The 19,102-nt window shown below is 70.7% G+C and carries 8 protein-coding genes; all 8 read right to left on the bottom strand.

Features of this window, described 5'->3' with window-relative positions; genetic code table 11:
• Positions 1–90 precede the first annotated feature (90 nt).
• The 8 genes from Raf01_RS26790 to Raf01_RS26755 all read right to left on the bottom strand — a co-directional run bounded on the left by Raf01_RS26790 (position 91) and on the right by Raf01_RS26755 (position 18,728).
• On the bottom strand, positions 91–513 hold the full coding sequence (locus Raf01_RS26790; RefSeq protein WP_203920780.1) for a hypothetical protein: 423 nt from the start codon (positions 511–513) through the stop codon (positions 91–93).
• 172 nt (positions 514–685) lie between these two features.
• Positions 686–4,828, bottom strand: coding sequence for a carboxypeptidase regulatory-like domain-containing protein (locus Raf01_RS26785; RefSeq protein ID WP_239133936.1), 4,143 nt, complete (start codon positions 4,826–4,828; stop codon positions 686–688).
• A gap of 449 nt (positions 4,829–5,277) precedes the next feature.
• Entirely contained in the window at positions 5,278–6,393 is a 1,116-nt protein-coding gene (locus Raf01_RS26780; RefSeq protein WP_203920778.1) for a site-2 protease family protein, read from the bottom strand.
• A gap of 197 nt (positions 6,394–6,590) precedes the next feature.
• Entirely contained in the window at positions 6,591–9,407 is a 2,817-nt protein-coding gene (locus tag Raf01_RS26775) for a protease-associated domain-containing protein (RefSeq protein ID WP_203920777.1), read from the bottom strand.
• 11 nt (positions 9,408–9,418) lie between these two features.
• Entirely contained in the window at positions 9,419–11,986 is a 2,568-nt protein-coding gene (locus tag Raf01_RS26770; protein ID WP_203920776.1) for a carboxypeptidase regulatory-like domain-containing protein, read from the bottom strand.
• A gap of 21 nt (positions 11,987–12,007) precedes the next feature.
• Positions 12,008–12,157: a hypothetical protein gene (locus Raf01_RS26765; protein ID WP_203920775.1), complete on the bottom strand. Its 150-nt coding sequence runs from the start codon at positions 12,155–12,157 to the stop codon at positions 12,008–12,010.
• Positions 12,158–12,274: 117 nt separating this feature from the next.
• A complete protein-coding gene (locus Raf01_RS26760) occupies positions 12,275–15,214 on the bottom strand; it encodes a helix-turn-helix transcriptional regulator (RefSeq protein ID WP_239133935.1) in 2,940 nt (979 codons plus the stop codon).
• Positions 15,215–15,512: 298 nt separating this feature from the next.
• Positions 15,513–18,728 (bottom strand): S8 family peptidase, encoded by a 3,216-nt coding sequence (locus Raf01_RS26755; RefSeq protein WP_203920774.1) that lies wholly within the window; start codon positions 18,726–18,728, stop codon positions 15,513–15,515.
• Positions 18,729–19,102: the final 374 nt, after the last annotated feature.

Genomic DNA, 19,102 nt, shown 5'->3' with positions numbered 1-19,102 from the left:
ACCGCGAGTTCGAGATCCTCCGGGGCCCGGTATAGGCGGCTCGGCCTGCTACCAATGGCAGGCCGAGCCGCCTGCTACTTCGGCCGAAGCCTAGATGGGGTTGGTGCAGTGCTTGGCCGCGCCCGAGAAGTTGAGGTGGAAGCACGCCCGTGCCAGGTACCCCGGACCGTCCCAGTAGTGGTAGGTGCTGTCCAGGTCCGCGTCCGGCGCGATGTCCCTCAGGGTGTGGTAGCCCGAGACCAGGGACCACGACGAGCCGTTGTTCGTTGAGCGCTCAAGCCACATCGTGCAGTCCCAGCCGGCCTTGTAGTTGTAGAAGAGGGCCTCCGCGTAGGACGTCGTGCCGTAGAACTCCACCTCCGCCCGGCAGTAGCCGCTGGCGGTGTCCTGCTGAACTTCTTGCCAGGTGCTGGTACCGCCGCGCGTCTCGGCCTGGGCCGCCGTCTGCGTGCCGAGGACGATGGCGCCGACGCCGAGGGCGGCGAGCATGGTGCGGAGTAGCTTCCTACGCATACGCTCACGAGCTCCGTTTCTCACTAGTTCTCCATTCCGACTGACCTCCACACGAGACGCAGGTCCCCACCGCTCCGTGACATCGCACTTCTATGGCCTACGTCACAATGACGCAGGCGCCCGACCCACCGATCGTGGGTCGGGCGCCTGGTCGGGCTACCTGTGCTTGGGACTATTGCTTCCTCAGGACGAAATTCGATGTCGTCGTCGTGCCCTTGGCGATCTTCACGGTGTGTGTCTGCGTCTGGTAGCCGGTCTGGACGACGGTCACCGTCAGCGGGTTGTTGCGGGAATCCAGCCAGAGCGCGTACCGGCCGTCCTTGTCGGTCGTCACGGTGTAGTCGGCGTCTCGGCCGTTGATGCGGACGGTCGCGCCAGCCAGCGGGGAGCCATCGGTGGCCGAGGTGACGGTCCCGGTGACTTTGCCCCATTGCTTCGGTGGGTTGACCGTCATCGCCACTGATACCGGCGATGCGAGGTACGGGGTGTCGGTGCCGAGGATGACCCTGGCCTGGTAGGTACCCGGCTGGCTGATTGCCGGGACGTTCGCGCGCATCGTGACGGTCACGGTGGCGCTTGCGCCCGGTTGCAAGGTCAGGGTGGTCCGACTCTCCGACATCCAGCTCACGTCGCTGCTGCTGTCGCAGTTGGTGAATCCGGGAAGCACCTCGGCGAAGTTGATCGACAGGTGTGCCGGTCCTGGGGGCACGGCGCCGCCGATCTGGTAGAGGCCGCACGCGCTGCCGCTGCGGTACAGGGCGATGTTGGCGTTGGGTAGCGCCGTCCAGGTGTTGCTGGTCGGGTCGTAGGCGTATCCCTGGTTGGTGAGGTGGGTGCCGTTGGTGGTGGTGATGCCGCCGGAGACCAGCAGCAGCCCGTTGGCGGCGGCGTAGGTCGAGCCCCACAGGTCGATCGGCATGTCGGGCAGCGGCGACCAGGTGTCAGACGCCGGGTCGTACACGTACGCGTGGCGGCTGCTGGCGGTGTCGGTCTGGCCGCCGGCACAGTACAGCTTGCCGGTGATGGCACCGCAGGAGGCCCAGTCGATGGGCTCGGGGTATGCCGCCGCGGCCGACCAGCTGTCGGTCGCCGGATCGTAGACCTGCACATCCTTGCTGCCACAGGCGCTGGCCGTACAGCCGCCGATCACGTATAGCTTATTGTTCAGCACCGCGGCGCCGGACCCGGCGTATGCGGTGGGCTCGTCCGCACCGGTCGACCAGCTGTCGGTTGCCGGGTCGTAGATTTCCAGCTTCGGGTCGGTGTCGCCGTCGGAGCCCCAGCCGCCGGCGGCGTACAGCTTGCCGCCGATGAAGCCGCCGCTCGGCTTGTCCCGGGGGTCGGCCGCGCTGGTCAGTTGGCTCCAGCTTCCGGCGTCGGGGTCATAGACGTAGAGCGCGGAGCTTGTACCGGCGATGAACCCGAACGCGGAGTACACCTTTCCACCGTTGACCCCGACCAGGTTGTCGGCGACCGGCAACGGGAAGTTGGCGATGGGGGTCCACGCCGCCCCGGCCGGGTTGGTGTCCGCCGGTGTGCCATCCGCCGGTGTCGTCGTGCCGCCGGTGTTCCGCATCGCGTGGGCGGAGTAGGTGCCCTTGATCTCTTGGAGTGGTGCGCCGCCCTGGCTCAGGGCAGTGATGCGACCCGGATCCTCGCCCGTGGTCACGGTGGCCGGAGCGGTACCGGTGTTCTTCAGGGTCACCGTGGCGTGTGTGGCGCCGTCCCAGTCGACGGTCTTGGCGATGTTCGTCGGGGTGACCGTGACCCGGCCGGCCTTCAGCGAGAAGTCGGCCTCGGTAGTCCTGTTCGCGGCCACCTTCACCGTACGGGTCGCCGTGCTGTAGTGGAGCTTGGCCACGGAGAACGGGTGGCTACCGGTCACCGGGGAGAACAGCCAGTAGAAGCCGTCGCCGAGGGCGGCGTCCTGCGGGGTGGCGGCGGAGCTCACCTTGACGGCGGCCGAGTCGGGGGTGGTGATGACGGCACCGTTGAGCGCCGCCCGGGTGTTGGCGTCCGTGACCTGACCGGTGACCAGGCCGCCCGGGATCGGGTCGCAGCTGCGGTTGCCGATGAAAACGTTGTCCAGTTCCCACCAGTAACCGAAGTTGCTGACGAAGTGGAACCTGGTCAGCACCGCCGGCTTCCTGGCGGCCTGCGGTATCGGGACGTCCAGGTGCGTCGGCCCAGACACGTAGTCGGTGGTGTGGTGCCAGACATTGGTCCAGTTGGCGCCGCCGTCCACGCTGATGTCGACGTCGCCGATCTGGTCGGAGGAACCGACGTAGTCGGTGTCGAAGCTGACGGTCGGGTCGGCGTCCGCGCTCAGGTCGGCCACGGGTGCGGTCAGGGTGGAGTCCCGGGTCTGCCCGCCGCCGACGGTGTTGTCGACGATGGCGAAGTTGCCGCTTCCGCCGGTGTAGTTCTCATCGGCCGGGTCGTCGAACGCCCATCCGGTGGTGGTGCCGGCGGCGTTGTCGACGCTCCAGCCGGTCGGCGCGCTGCCGCCGTCGAAGGTTTGCGTGGGGCCGGTGTAGTTGGCCTGGTAGCCGGGCGCGTCGCAGGCCGTCGTGTCGACCGGCACGCTCACGTTGGCCGCGACGTTCGAGTCGGTGACCGTGACGCTCGGGTTCGCCGTCTGGTATCCGGGGTAGGCCGGGGTGACGTGCAGGTGATAGGTCTGGCCCTGGGGCAGGTTCAGGCTGTAGTGCCCGGTGACGGGGTCGGTGAACACCGGCCCGCCGGGTACCCCGTCCGCGGTGATGGTGGCGTAGAGCGGCCAGTCGTGGCCGGAGCCGTCGGTGACGGTACCGCTGACCGTGGATCGGGGTGCCGTGCTCAGCGCGAAGTCCTCGGTGACCCGGCCGCCGTCGGTGACCGCCACGCCGGGCACGGTGGATGTCTTGTAGCCGAACGCTTCCGCCGTCATGTCGTAGCTGCCGACCGGGACGATCAGATCGTAGTGGCCCTGCGCGTCGGCCAGTGCGTTGGCGGAGCCGGCCCGCACGGTGGCGCCGGGGATGCCGACCCCGGTGGCGGCGTCGCGGACGGTACCGGACACCTCGCCGTGCGGACCGGTCTTGAACGCGGCGAGCCCGTTCGGGCTACCCAGCCCGGTCGGCCCGTCGTATCCGGCGCCCGCGGTGCACAGGTACGCCGGCGAACACGTGCCGTTGTTGCCGGTGGTGACGTCGTTGAGCGAGCCTGTCTCCGCGTACGGGTACGAGCTGGGGTAGGTGCCGCCGACGGGGGTACCGGCGTCGGCGTACACCGCCGCGATGAGCGGCGACGCGGCGCTGGTGCCACCGAAGACGTTCCAGCCGCCGAATCCGAAGGAGTCGTAGACGGCAACGCCGGTGGCCGGGTCGGCGACCGCCGACACGTCGGCCTCGGTGCGCATGGCGCAGCCGGTGTCGGTCTGCCACGCCGGCTTCGGCTCGTAGAGCGAGCAGCCGCTACCCGGGCCGTTGCCGTCGTCGTTGTTCCAGACGGACTCCGACCAGCCGCGCGCGTTCGTGTCCCGGGCGAGGCTCGTGCCGCCGACCGCGGTCACGTACTGCGACGCCGCGGGGTAGGCCACGCCGTAGTCGTAGTCGCCGGTGCTGGCCACCACGGCCACCCCGGGATGGTTGTAGTGCGCGTCGCCGTCGGTGAGCTCGGACGGATCCTCACCGCTGCCCGGCAGGGATGAATACCCCGAGCCGTAGCTGTTGGACACGTACTTCGCGCCCAGCGCGACCGCCTCGTCCACCGCCACCCCCAGGTTGTCGGGGAGGTTGTCGTCGGCCTCGACGAGCAGGATGTGTGCCTGCGGTGCCGCGGCGGAGACCATGTCGACGTCCAGCGATATCTCTCCGGCCCAGTCGGTGTCCGCCGCCGGGTAGGAGGTGCCGCCGGTCTGGTCGACCTTGCGGAAGCAGCCGTTGGCGGTCGTGCACTCTGGCAGGCCGTACTGCTGCCGGTACAGGGCCAGGTCGGATTCGGCGTTCGGGTCGTCGAACGCGTCCACGATGGCCACGGTGGCGCCGGCGCCGCCATCGGCCGGCAGGTTGTAGGCACTGTGCAGATCGGCCGGGCCGTAACCCGTCGGCGTGGTGTCCGCCGGCCGCAGGCCGTGCGTGGCGACAATGTCGGTACGCCGCAGCGCGAAGCACGTCGCCTCGCCCTTCTTTACGGCACCGCACACATGCTGGACACGCGCCTTGCCGGTCGATTCGGTCCTACCGGGACCGTGGGCCAGGGCGGCGGCCGGTAGGCCGAATACCGTCATGGCTACCGAAAGGACGCCGGTGAGCAGCCAGATTCTGGCGCGCACCGGGGTCGCGGACCTTCCGGGGAGATGCATCGAGTTCCTCCCGATCGTCGCGGGTCGGCCTCAGCTCTCGAGGTCATGGGCAGAGGCGTTTCTGCCGCCCGCTTACGATCCAGCAAAGATGATCTACGTAGCGATATGATCATTGTCACAAGTCGCATTCGCCTGTGGAAATCTATCGTTCCCCGTAGCTTGATACCTTTTGCCCGCCGCGCAATGTGATACGGGTACTTGACATTTCCGGCGCCGCATCGGTCAGGCCCCATGCCGCCGGCATGAGTCAGACCGCCCCGATCCGTCTACTATGGACGGTCAATCGCGACATAGAGAGGGCCGATCCGAGCCACCCCGGCGCGGGTCATGCCAGCCGGCGCTCCGGCGCGATCTGGTGGCGGCGGGTCGCGGTCCTCATCGAGGCCGCGACGAACCGGCAGCGACGTGTGCGCCCCGTTTCACCGACGTGCGGCGGCCAGGGGAGCCTGGGCGGCGCGGGCGATGTCAGTCGGGGTCACGATTCCCACCAGCCGCTGGTCGGCCACCACCAAGGCACTGCCGTTCGCGCACTGGCTCAGTCGCGGCAGCAGTTGGTTGAGCGGCTCGTGCGGGGCGGCGAGAGCCACCTCGCTGGGCGGGCAGGCCACATCGCGCAGCGTTGTGCTGTCCCGATGTTCGAGCGGAACCTGTCGGGCCTGCTCGAGGGTGACCAGCCCGACGGGGCGCTCGTCGACGGTGAGGGGAAACGCCCAGTGGTGGTGGCTGGGCACGTACCGGTTGATGAATTCGCCCACGCTCAGGTCCGCGGCGACGGTTTCCGGATTGGCTGACATGACCGCGTCGACGCGCAGCGCGCCCAGGCGGGCCTGCCGTTCCTCGGCCGCCGCGGCACCGAACAGGAACCAGCCGATCAGCGCGAGCCATAGTTGCCCGAACGCGCGCGTGCGGATGAACAGCGCCACGCTCAGCGCGATCAGTATCAAGCCGAGCACGCGACCGGAGCGCGCGGACACGATCGCGGCCCAGACCCGATCGCCGCGCCGCTTCCACAGAGCCGCGCGCAGAAGGCGACCGCCGTCGAGAGGGGCGGCAGGCAGGATGTTGAACACCGCCAGCGCGACATTGATAGCGCCGAGCCAGAGGAACGTACCGTAGGGCAGCCCGGACTCGCCGGTGACCCGCAGCAGCGCGGCGATGCCCCCGAAGAACAGTCCGATGATGAGGCTGACCAGCGGCCCGACTCCGGCGATGCGAAGCTCCGCTCCCGGCTTGGCGGCCTCACCGCGCAGTTGGGCTACACCGCCGAACAGCCACAGAGTGATGCCCTCGACCGCGATGCCGTTGCGCCGGGCGACGATCGCGTGGGAGACCTCGTGGGCGAGCAGGCCGGTGAAGAAGACGAGCGCGGCTCCCACGCCGGCCGCCGCGTAGGCCCATTCCGGATTTCCGGGATAGGTCGCCGGGAATCGGGCGCCGGCCAGGGTCGACGCGATCAGCGCGAAGATCAGCAGCACACTCCAGTTGACGCCGACCTTCACTCCGGCGATGCGGCCCAAGGGGATGCTCGCTCTCATCGTTGGGTGTTACCCCGAATGGCCTCCCACCAACAGGCCGCGGGCCCGGGCTCCGGCCGGCGGCTGGGGCCCGGTGTGGCCGGAGTGGCCTGCGGGAGTCATGGTGCCGGTGGGCCCGAAGGGACCAGGCGCGAGCCCCGCCCGGGCAAATCTCGGGCGGGGCTCGAATCCGTGCTCTTATGCCGGTGCGGGGCGCATTACCGTGCCGCGATCGCGACGGCGTCGATGACGGTCTGGGTGATGTCGTTGCCGTCCGCGTCGGTCGCCTGAGCCTTGATGCTCAGTCTCGCGTTCGCGGCGGGGGCGGTCGGGGTCCGGTACCGCACGGTGTAGGCACCGTCGTGACCGCCGGCCACGGTCGCCTTCGTCCAGTTCTTGCCACCGTCGGTGCTCGTCCAGACGCTGAGGCCACGCATGGCGATCGGGCCCGGCGCCTGATGGTAGGCCGTGACGTGGAGTTCGTGGTCGCCGTGGCCGGTGACCGTGTTACTGAGGTCCGTGCCGGCGTCGTACTCCAGGAACACGAACGGATCCGGCGCGCACGGGTCGCTGGCTCCGAGGAACGCGCCGAGGCAGGCGGTGCCGGCCGGGGTCCGGTCGTTCGCCGGCCTGGACGAGGTGAAGTCCCACGTCGTGGTCGTGTTGTTGTCGCGGGCGACCAACTGGTAACGGGCTGCGCCGGCGGGCAGCTGGTAGGAGACCAGGTTGCCGGCGAACGGGGTCTGCTGCACCTCCTGCCCATCGTGATAGAGGTGGATGCTGTCGGCGAGGAAGCCGTACGCGCCGTCCTCGACCGCCGGGTCCGCGCCGGCACGCAGGTACATGACGGGGTAGAGCGTGTTGCCCTGCCGGCAGAAGGAACAGTAGGCGAGCGGGTTCGGGTAGCCGTCGTACTTGCCGGGCTGGTTGCGAAGGATGTCGGGTGAGATGGCGTACGAGCCGGGAGTCTCGGGGGCGGCGATCCAGTTCTCGGTCGCCTTGCCGCCGGCCTGGGTGACCATGTCCCACCGGATCTGGTCGATCTGATCGCTGGCCAGCCACCACTGGGTGACGACGTCGGGCGCGGCCGGCCCGCGATACTCGGTGATCGTGCCCGGTGCGGCTATGCCCTCGTAGATGCTCGCACCCCCGAAGAACTCGTTCGACCGCCACGTGCTCCAGAACTCGTCCACTGAGGACGGACCACCGCCGTGGTACGCATCGGTGACGGTGGTCAGCTGCGCGTCGGTGAGCGTGGTACGCAGCGACGCGGGTACCTGTCCCTCCTGGTACAGGCTCGGGGTGTAGATGTACGGGCTGTTGCCGTCGTATCCGCTGGCGTCGACCGTCACCGGTCCCTTGGCGAGCAGCTTGAGTAGGGCATCGCCCTGGTCGACGGGGATCGTGGCGAACGGCATGTCGATCGGATCGCTGGCGCCGTACCACTCCGGGATCACCGAGCTGCAGTATCCACGGGTGTACCCCGGGCTCATCGGGTCGAAGAGCACGCCGACCGCGCCGGCCTGGAGGGCGTTGTTCAGCTGCGAATCGAGGACGATGGCGAGACTGCCGTCCTGGCACCAGACCTGGTCGTCTTCGTGCATGAGCACGAACTTCCCCCGGGCGTCGACGCCGGCGAAGTCCTCCGGTCGACCGGCGCCGGCGTCCACCAGCCCGACCTTCTTCCGCCCGGTGAAGCGCACCGCGCCGAGGTTGCCGTACGTCGCGGCGGTGCGGTACACGAAGTAGGACGGGTCGAGAGCCAGCCGCTGGGGCGCGGTCACCGTCATCGTCAGCTGCGGTTGGCCGAGCACCCAGTCGCTGGTCAGGTGGAAGGTGCCCGCGGTGACCGGCGCGCTGGGCACGGCCCAGTAGTTCGGTGTCACGCTGTCGATCGCGTTGGCGATCCCGGTGCCGTCCACCGAGGTGCGCTCGTCGTTCTGCGTGGCGGTGAACGCCTGGCTCGGCCGCGGCGTACCGACGTGGAATTCCGTCGCGGCATCGACGTTGAGAGCGAAGCCGGTGTCCCCGGCGACGGTGACCTCCGGGTCGATCAGGTCGACGTACTGAGTCTGGGAACCGGCCAGGAAGAACGCGAAGCCCGTCGCGGAGTAGATGCCGGAGGGTACGGAGTAGGTCACCTGATACGTGGTGCACGGGTCGGCGTCGACACAGGTGAGCCCGGAGGGCTCGTAGACGTTGTCGATCCCCTCGCCGTCGACACCGTAGAGCGCCAGCGTGCCGGGTTCGACGCACAGGAGGGTCAGGTAGCCGTTGCACCCGAAGACGCTGCCCCGGGTGCCGGTGATGGTCTCGGTGACACGGTTGAGGGCCTGTGCCGCCGACGGGTGTGCGGCCGCGGACCGGTTGCCGGTGGGCCAGGCGTGGACGGCCCCGCCGGTCAGGTGCGGTGCCACACTCGCCGAAGTGGCGCTCTGCCCCGACAGCGCCGCCCAGAACGGCGCGGCGTGGGAGGCACTGACCTTCACGTCGACCGTTCCGGTCCCGGGATGGGCGGCGACCACGGTGGCCCCGCCGAGCGCGGTGGCCTTGCCGGTGAGCGCTGCCGCCGACAGCTTGCCCGAAAACTGGACGGTGACCGGGATGACCGCGGCGGATCCGTTGTCGCCGTGGGTCGCCAGCCAGGTGACGTCGAACAGCCGGGGGTCGAGCATGCCGGAGGCGACCAGCGCCGACGCGGCGAACGGAGTCGCGGACACGCTGGCCGCCTTGCCCGGCGATCCGCTCCGCGCGGTCACCGCGACCGCGGGGGTGGCGCCGGGGTTTGGCGTGGCGACGACGCTGTAGCGACCCTGGCCGGACGAGGTCAGTGTCACCCGGTCGCCGGTGAGCAGCGTGACATGGTAGGTGGCGTCATGAAGCTCCGGCAGGGCGAGCGCGCCCACTCCGGTTCGCGCCGCCGCGTTGTCTCCGGTGTCGCCCGCCACGGCGCTGCCGGGGATGGCCAGGCTGGTCGCGGCGAGACCGATGACGGCGGCGGTCAGGGCCGAACGCCTGCGGTACTGCGGTTTCATCGTCTTCTCCTTCAGCTGCCGTGCCGGGTCAGGACCACGTCGTGGCGGGTGATGCCGTTCGCCGCGACGTCGAGGGCTGTGCCCGCCGGGTCGTAACCTGTGGCGGTGGCCGTGAGCTGTTGCTTGCCGCTAGGCGTGAACAGCCAGTAATAGCCGCCGGCCACCGCCGGGTCGCCGGTGACCTGAGCGATCCCCGCCGGCCAGGCGTGCCGCCGCGGGTCGGCGGAGCTGGTGACCCGCGTGCCGTTGACCGGTGCGTGCGTCGTGCCGTCGCTGACCACCCCGACGACCAGCCCGCCGTGCTGCGCCACACAGGTACGGGCACCGATCAGCACGTCGTCGACGGCCCAGTACCAGCCGCCGCGCCCGGTGTAGTGGAAGCGCACTCGCACGCCGGAGCGCCCGGCCGCGGACGGCAACGCCACGCTCACGTGGCCGATCGAGTTGGCGCCGGTCTGGCGCCACACCGGCGTCCAGGACCGCCCGCGGTCCACGCTGAGCTCCACCGTCGCGCTCTGCTGCGCCGCGGCGAAGTAGTGCGTGTCGAACTCCAGCCGGGGCGTGGCCACGCCGGACAGGTCGAACACCGGCGAGGTCAGTGTGGTGTCGAGGCGGCCGGCCGTACCCGAGTCGGCGATGGCGAAGTTGTCGTCGCCGCCCGACTGGTACACCGGCGGCGTCTGCGGGGCCGACCGGTTGCCCGGGTTGTCGAAGCGCCACCCGCCCTTCGTGCCGGTCACCGCCCAGCCATCGCGCGGCGTGGCCGCCTGCCAGCCGGTGAAGTCCTCGCCGGTGCCGTTCCACCCGTACCCCGGCGCGATGCAGGCCGCCAGGTCGACGCCGAGGGTGATGTCGCGGCCGAGCCCCTGGGGGCCGACGCTGATCTGCTGCGTCTGGTGCTGGTACCCGGGCAGGTCGGTGCTGATGTCGAGGGTGTAGTCGCCCTGGGGGAGGGAGACGTGGTAGCGGCCGGTGGCCGGGTCGGTGTAGACGGCGCCGTCCGGGTACCCGCTGATGCCGATGCGGGCGTGCAGCGGCCAGCCGTGTCCGGACCCGTCGGTGACCGTTCCCGACAGGGTCGCCGACGGCTGCGCGGTGAGGGCGAAGTCCCGCGTGCTGGTGTCCCCGGCGCTGATCGTCAGGCCCGTGCCGGTCGCGCTCGCGTACCCGTACTTCGCCACCGTCACGTCGTAACTGCCGGCCCGCAGGTCCAGCCGGTAGCTCCCGTCGGCGGCGGTGCGGGCGATGTAGTCACCCGGGCTGGCCGAGACGGTGGCACCGGCCAGCGGTTGACCGGCTGTGTCGGTGACCCGTCCGTCGAGTGTGCCGTGGGGGGCCTTGGTGAACGCACCCACCCCGTTCGGGCTGCCGAGCCCGGTCGGCCCGTCCCAGCCGGGGCCGGCCTGGCACAGCACGTTCCCGCAACCGCTGTTGGCACCGGCGACGATGTCGAACACGTGGTCGGCCAGCGCGGGATCGTGGTACAGCTCGGTGACCGGGTACTCGTTGGACAGCGGCTCGCCGGCCAGCGCGTACATCGCCGTCACGAGCGGCGCCGCGAGGCTGGTACCGCCGACCTGCAGCCAGCCGCTCTGGCCGAGCGTGTCGTAGGTGGCCAGGCCGCTTTCCGGATCCGCGTCCGCCGCGATGTCCGCGGTCGCGCGGCCGGTCGGGCAGTCGGTGTCGATACCGGTCTGGTAGTCCGGGCGCGGCTCGTACGGGGAGCAGCCCGAGCCGCCGCCCTCGCCGCCGGAGCTGGTTCCCCACGCCGACTCGGTCCACCCACGCGCGACCGAGCCGTCCCGGGTCAGCAGCGTGCCGCCGACGGAGACGACGTGCGGGTTGGTGGAGGGCCAGTTGGCCACGCCACCGTCATCGCCGCTGGAGGCGACCACGGCCACGCCCTTGTGGTCGTAGTGCCCGTCGTAGTCGGTCTCCGAGGGATCCTCACCGGCGACGCCGTAGGAGTTGGAGACGTACTTCGCTCCCAGCGACACGGCGGTGTCCACCGCGTTGCCGAGGTCGTCCAGGCTCGGGCTGTTGCCCTCGACGAGCAGGATGTTGCAGGCGGGGCACGCCGCCGACACGGCGTCGAGGTCCAGGGATGTCTCCAGGCCCCAGCCGGGGTCATCCACCGGGTAGTCGGTGCCACCGGTCTGGTCGACCCTGCGGAAACAGCCGTTGGCCGTGGTGCAGGGCGTCAGCCCGTAGTGGGACCGGAAGGCGGCCAGGTCGTCCTCGGCGTGAGAGTCGCCGTAGGCGTCGACGATCGCCACCGTCTGCCCACCGCCGCCCGCGGGCAGGCGATAGGCGGCCTGGATGTCCGCCGGTCCCAGCGCGCCGGCCGGTGGCGCCGCCGCCTGCGGGCGGATCTGTCCGGGTGCCGGGGTGCGGACAACGGCCAGGCACTGGGCGAAGCCCTTCTTGGGCTTGGTGTTGCAGGCCGCCGGGGTGTTGGCGGTCAACGGTTGGCTCGCCGAGGCGCCGACCGGTTTCCCGGTCAGGGGTGCGGCGGCGGCCGTGCCGGCGAGCACAGCCAGTCCGATGACCGAGAGGACCGCCACAATCGGGGTCTTCATGAGGAAGCCTCCTCCGTCTGGTCAGAGTGGTTCGTATCCGTCGCTGGTGGTGGCGGGGCCGTCGGGCACGGCCACCGCGCCGGTACCGGTCTGGTCCGGTTCGGCCGTCGATGCGCTTGCGGTACCGCCGTTCTCGTCGGCGGGCTCCGGGTCGCGCGAGGGTTCGGGCATGGCCGTTGGGCCTCTCGAGAGAATGGGGCTATCTGGGTTAACCAGTGTCGATCAACCCGCCGGGCGGTGCGATCAGTCAGATCACTGAAAGAATGGCCGTCCCGGGGGCCGTGGAATTTATTCAGGCGGGTCGGCGACGATCAGGCCGGCCTCGATGGCGCTGACCGCGAGCGCCGTGCGGGTGGACACGTCGAGCTTGCGCATGGCCGAGTTGACCTGGCTGGCCACGGTCTTCGGTGAGCGGTGCAGCAACTGCGCGATCGTCCGGTTGGTGTGGCCGGCGACGACCAGGCGCACCACCTCAAGTTCGCGCGGAGAGAGCCGGTCTCCGTAGCCACGCCGTCCGCCCCGCCAGACCGGTGCCGGCGAGACCCCGCTGTCGCGCAGCGTCCGGGTGACCCGCTCCGCGTCCCCCGTCGCGCCCAGTTCCGCCAATCCCTGCCGTACCTCGCCGAGCAGGCTCAGCCCGGCCTCGGACCCGCCGTCGGCCAGCAGGCAGTGCGCCTGCCGTTCACGGGCCAGCAGCGCATCGTACGGCCGAGGCAGGTCCTGCCACGCGGCGGCCGCGCTGGCGAACAGCTGCGCCGCCCGGGCGGGCTGCCCGTCGCCCCGCGCCAGGATCGCCCGGCACAACGCCAGGCCCGCGGCCGGGGCCGGCATGTTCCGGCCCCGCAGACCGCGCGCGAAATCGGCCACCAGTGACGCGGCATCTCCCGCCCGGCCGGCGGCCACCAGCGCGTCGACCCGGGCGGGTGCCAGCTCGGTGGCCCACAGCCAGATCTCCTTGTGCGCCACGATGGCCAGTGGCTCCTCGGTCACGCCCAGCGCGTCGTCGACCCGGCCGGCGGCAAGCCACGCGCGCGCCAGCACGGCGGCCGGCTCCATCAGGCAGTCCACCGCGCCACGTGCCCGCCACTCGTCCATCAGCCGCAGCACGTCGCCGTCGACGTCCGTACCGGCCGCGGCGGCCAGCCTGCGCGACACGAGTTCGCACTCCAACCGGTCCGTCGCCTGTACCGAGTCGTCCTCGATGAGCCGGTCGACCCGCTCGGCGAGCTTCGACCAGCCGCCGACGAACCAGTCGAGATGGATCAGTGTGCACAGGGCCGCCGCGCGGTGCCGCAGGTACTGGTAGAGCTCCGCCAGCTCCATTCCGCGGCGCAGCAGGGTTCTGGCCTGGGCGTACCGGCCCCACCGCATGGCGAGGTCGCCGACGTTGAGGTCGCGCAGCAGCATGCTGTACCGCCCGGCCACGGTGGCGGTGTCGTCCGGCACCTGTGCGGCGGCCGCCCAGCCCTCCTCCTCGCCCAGCAGCAGTAGACCCGCGGCGCCCGCGCTGGTCATCGCCGATCGGGCCGACGCCGGAAGCAGCGGGGTCGCCTCGGCGGCCCGGTACAGCCACTGGCGGTGCACCTGGCTGTGTGCGGTGGTCCCGCGCGCCCACCCGAGCAGCAGCATGGCCCGCACCGAGTCCTCTGAACCGTCGCCGAGATCCGGGATGGCCTGCTCCAACTCGGCACGGCTGGCGTCGAACTCGTTCAGCAGGTCCAGCAGCATCCCGAGCTGGAACCGCAGCCGCGCGGCCTCGTTGGGCGTCAGCGTGCCGGTCGCGACGACCCGTCGCACCACCTTCACCAGCTCACCGATGCGGTCCGGGCCATTCAGCGCCACCTTCGGCAGCCGCTCCACGAGTGCCAGCACCGCCGCCGGGGGAAGCTCGGCCGCGACCAGCAGGTCGTACAGCAGGGTGACGACCGTCGCGTCGTCGCCGGCCGCGAGCGCCGCACCGGCCGCCAACTCGGCGTAGCGCCGCCAGCGCTCGGTGTCCCTCGCCTCCCTGAAGTGCCAGGCCAGCCTCGCAGCCGGGGGCCGCGGTACGGACTCCAGAACGGTACCGGCGCGGCGGTGCAGCAGCCGCCGTTCGGCCACGGTCATCGACTCGTACACGGCCCGACCGGCCAGCGCGTGCCGGTAATCGATCAGGCCCGCCTCGGCCTCGCCGAGCAGACCCGACGTCAGCGCCTCGGACCAGCCCGGCCGTTGCGGGTCGCCCGGCAGCCCGGCGCAGGCCAGCACGACGGCCGGATCGCCCGGCTCGCCGAGGACCGCGGCGGCGCGCAGTACCGCCTGCGCGTCGGGGTGCAGCCGCCGGACCCGCTCCAGCACGGCGTCGCGTACCGTCGGCGGCACGTCGATCTCGTGGAGACGGCGCCGTACCCACTCCCCGCCGCGCTGGACCAGATCCGCGCGATCGTGCATCAGCCGCACGGACTCCTCGACCGCGAGCGGTACGCCCTCCGTGCGCTCGTGCAGGAACTGCGCGAAGGCCGCGGAGGCCTGGCCGCCGGCCAGCATGGAGGACACCAGGCTGGCCGTCTGCGCCACGTCCAGCGGACCCAGCTCCAGCCGCAGCAGCCCCATGCCCGTCGGTGGGCGGGACGAGAGCCGCGGCAGCAGCGAGTCGGATGGCACGTCTTCGGGCCGGTAGGTCACCACCACGCTCACCGGGGCGTGGCGCTGCGCGGTGAGGAAGAGCAGGAACTCCAGAGTCGCCTCGTCGGCCCAGTGCACGTCCTCCATCACCAGAACCTCGATCTGGAGACGGCCGATCAGCTCGGCCAGCGCCCGGAACAGCCGGTGCCGGGCGGCGGGCGCGTCCTGCGCCGGCTCGGGAGCGGGCGGTAGGTCGGCACCCCACTCCGGGAACAGCGGGCGCAGCGCACCGGCGAGCATGCTCAGTCCCAGCCCGCCGACCCCGTCGGTGGCTCGCTGCAGCGCGTCCACGACCGGCCCGAGCGTGTACGGCTGCCGGACCGGCGGCGCAGCGGCCACCAGTACCCGGTGGCGGGCGTGCCGGTCACGAAGGAACTCGCGCAGCAGCCGGCTCTTGCCGATGCCTCCCTCGCCCTCCACCAGCACCAGCACCGGCGCCGAGGCCAGTGCTCGTTCCAACGCGGCCAGTTCGCGCCCCCGTCCGACGAACCGGGGTGGGCGCGGCACCGGAGACTCGCCCGAGCGCCGGCCGTGCCGGACCGTCGGCGCGACTTCGTCGCTCACCACCGCGCCCGCACGGTGTCGCCGCGATGGCCGTCGACGATCATCGGCACCTCACTCGCCGGCCCGGTCAACGACCGGTCTGGGTCGTCGCGCGGCGTCAGACGCGCCCGAGCAGACCGGTCGAAACGCGCGTGCCCCGCTGGCTCGGCGTGGTCGCCGGTGACTGGATTCTCTCCGAGTTGATCGAGGCGCGCAACATCGATGATCGGGGCCACTGGCGAGCCCGGCGAGCCCGCTCACAGCGCCGGGCCGCAGGACAACGCCGGAGCATCCCTCACGGGATGCCCCGGCGCGTGCGTTACCCGCTGAGAGCGTAGGCGTGGATGATGGTCTGCTGGACGTTGTTTCCCGCCGAATCGGTCGCGTCGGCACGTAGTGAGACGTATCCGCCGCCGGCGGGGTGGGTCAGGGTCGCTGTCCAGTGGTCCGCGCCGCGGTCCAGTTCTACCGGTTGCCAGGTCTTCCCGTCGTCATACGAGACCGCCAGGGTGAGGTTCCGGATGGTGGCCGGCGCGCTGCCGGGCTGGTATTGGATCGCGACCGGGATGGTGAAGCGTCCGGCCGGCGCCTGGTTGTGCGCGTCGAGCTGGGGGGTGAACCGCACCGCCATGGCCGGCAGCGGGGCGGGGTCTGTGCCGTTGACGTGACCGGAGCGGAACGTCCAGGCCGCCTGTACGGTGCTGCTCAGGCCGCCGAAACCGGTGCGGGTGGCCTGGATTTCCACCCGATAGCGGGCGGCGTCGGCGGGCACCGGGAATTGGCCGCCCACGCCAGGGACCTGAGCGATCCGCGTCCCGTCGCGGTACACCGTGGTGGAGCCGTCGCCGGTGACGTCTTGTCCGTAGTGGCCGGCAGCGTCGCTGAACGGCTGCGGAGCCAGCAGGAGCGTGTCGCCCTGACGGGTCATGAAGTCGCTCGGGAACGGGCCGGTGGGCAAGGCCGGTCCGAACGGCGCGGTGTTCCATCCCTCCCGGTACTGCTGCCCAGCCTGGTAGGTCGCCGTTGCTCCGAGTCGGGCATCGATCGTTCCGAGGTCGTCGGAGTCGGCTGGGTGAGTATCCAGTTCCGTGTTCCAGCGGCCCGCGTTGAAGTACTCCGTCAGGGTGCCGGGCAACGCGATGGGGACCGCCGCGGTGATGCGGTTTTCGGTCAGCGGCGAGGTGCCCAGTGCCGACACGTAGCCGGCGTCGCCCGGCTGAGCGCCGTAGCCGGCATGGACCTGCGCCAGGTCCTGACGTGTGTAGTGCTTGACAAACCCGGTGGGCAGGCCGCCGGCGGGAAACTCCGCGACGCAGTAGTAGGCGCGGGTCGACGCACCGTCTTGGTCGATCGCGGCCCATTGGCCGGCGAGGTTGCCGAGCAATTGTGATGACGGCAGGGTCGGCCCCTGCTGAGCGGCGGACACCCCGGTGAAGCTGCTACTGAACAGGTTGGTGCTGAGGTCGCCGTACGGGGTGATGTGGTCGTAGCCGACGATGCCTTCGACCGGTTGCACCGTGGTGTCCGGCACCGTCATCGTGACCGGTCTGGCGGTGCGGGCATCCAGGACCACGCGCGTGTCGCTGGTCAGGTTCAGTACCGGCTGGGCGAGCAGGCTGGCGTCTGGCCGGGTCGGATCGGCGGTGGCGGTGAAGACCGCGGAGTTGAGGTCGTAACCTCCCTTGGGCAGGCGCAGAGTCACCGTGCCGGACGGGTCGTACGGAGACAGGTAGCTGGTGTGGGTTGCCGCGTCGGTGCCCTGCAGGGTCGTGAGGTAGTTGTCCGCCGGGGCTCCGGTGCGGTCGATGGTGGTGATGGTGAGGTTGTAGCTTTCGGATTCCTTGTCGATGCCGACGGGGGTGCTCACCCGGGTGCCGCCGGCGGTGGTGGCGCTCAGGTCGCCGGAGTACAGGCCGTCCGGACCGGTGGTGCGGGTGTCCGCAGTGAGGGTGACCTGTGCCTGTCCGCCGGCCGGTACGGTCAGCTGGTTGGTGGACAGGGCGAACATGCCGGCCGGGGCCGCGGTGCCGTCCGAGGCGTGAACCGTGGCGGACAAGGTCAGCGTGACGGGGGCGGAGCCGGCGTTGTGGTAGGTCACCGTCTTCGTGACTGGCTCGTCATCGGTGTGCGGCCACTGCTGCAGCCCCATCGACAGGCTGGCCGGTTGCGCGGTCAGCGTCTGGTCGATCGCCCGGCCGATGTCGACGCGGCCGGCGCCCTGCTGGTACACGCTCAGGTTCGGGTTGGGTCGGGCCGAGGCCATCAGCGTGGCTTTGAACTGTTCGGCGGTCCAGTCCGGGTGCTCCTGCGCGAGGATGGCGACCGACCCGGTGACGTGTGGGGTGGCCATCGAGGTGCCGGACAGCTTGACGTACGAGTCGCCGACCGGGTCACCGAGTTCGGTACCGGCGGCACGAGCGGCGACGATGTCCACGCCGGGTGCGGTCAGGTCCGGTTTGATCGCGGCATCGGCGGTGCGCGGTCCGCGGCTGGAGAAGTCGGCCAACTGGTCGGTGGAGTCCACCGCGCCGACGGTCAACGCGGCGTCCGCGCTGCCGGGTGACTCGATGGTGGTCTCAGCCGGCCCGTCGTTGCCGGCGGCGATGACGAACAGCGTGCCGTACCGGGCGGTCAGGTCGTTGACCGCTGCCTCAAGCGGGTCCACCTCCGGCGTGTCGGCGCCGCCGATGCTGAGGTTGACCACCTTGGCGTGTTCGTCGGCCGCGGCCCACTGCATGCCGGCCAGGATCGCCGACTCGTCGCAGAAGTCCGACTCGCAGACCTTGCCGTCCAGCAGCTGTGCACCGGGTGCCACGCCGCGGTACTGGCCGCCGGAGGCGGCGCCGGTACCAGCGATGATGGATGCCACGTGCGTACCGTGCCCCACGGTGTCAGCCGGGTTCGGGTCGGCGGAGAAGTCCCGCTCCGCGACGACTCTATCGGCCAGGTCGGGGTGGGTGGCGTCGATCCCACTGTCCAGCACAGCGACCGTGACCCCGCTACCGGTGTAACCGGCCTGCCACGCGACCGGTGCACCGATCTGCTGGTCACTGGTGTCATCGGCGATCCGGCGGCGACCGTCCAGCCAGATGTGGTCGATGCCGGGCGCGGTGTCCGTCCGAGCGGTGCCGGCCCCCGTGGTCAGCGCCGCCCACAGCCCGCCAGTGGTGTGCTTTCCGGACAGCACGGCGGCGCCGCCCACAGCCGGCAAGGTGCGGGTGATCCGGGCGCCATGACCGGCAAGCGCCGCCGGCTGCGCGGTACCGGAACGGTATCCGACGATCAACGGCAGCGTGTCACGGGCGTCGTCGGCGTAGCCGGCGGCCACCAGCGCGGAGACGTCGAACAGCCGGCGGTCCACCCGGCCGGAGCCGACCAGCCGTACCGCGTCCTGCGGCACCACGTACAGATCGGACCCGACGCGGTACGTGGAGAACACCATACGTTCGCGACTCTTACCCGGACTGATCGTGACGCGACCGGTACCAGCCGACGCCACAGTGACCCGGTCTCCGGTCACCAGCGTCACGCTCACCGGCCGATCAGCCCTGGCTGACCCGCCATCCACAGCGCCGGCCCTGGCAAACCCCACATTCGCCGGGCTTGTGTCCGGCGTCGCCCCGACAGGCTGCCCGAAGCCGAACAGAACACCGGCCAAGACGGCAGCGAGCACGGTCCTTGCTTTCCCAGTCAACCCAATTCCTCCCACGAACGTGTCAACCACTTCAACCAGTCGACGCCGTGGGAGGGACAAAGGTTGAAAGCGCTCCATGGGTGCTCGGGTCGCCAGGGGTGGAGTGGCGGCGCGGCTGCCGTGGACGCACGAGGTAGGTCAGGTGCGTCACTTCGCGGACGCCCATGGACTGCGCACGTCCTTTGAGGCGTGGCTCAACACCGTCAGGCTCATCG

The organism is Rugosimonospora africana (assembly GCF_016862975.1).
GTDB lineage: Bacteria > Actinomycetota > Actinomycetes > Mycobacteriales > Micromonosporaceae > Rugosimonospora > Rugosimonospora africana.
The sequence above is the reverse complement of the archived record's forward strand: the minus strand, read 5'-3'. Positions and strand labels throughout refer to the sequence as shown.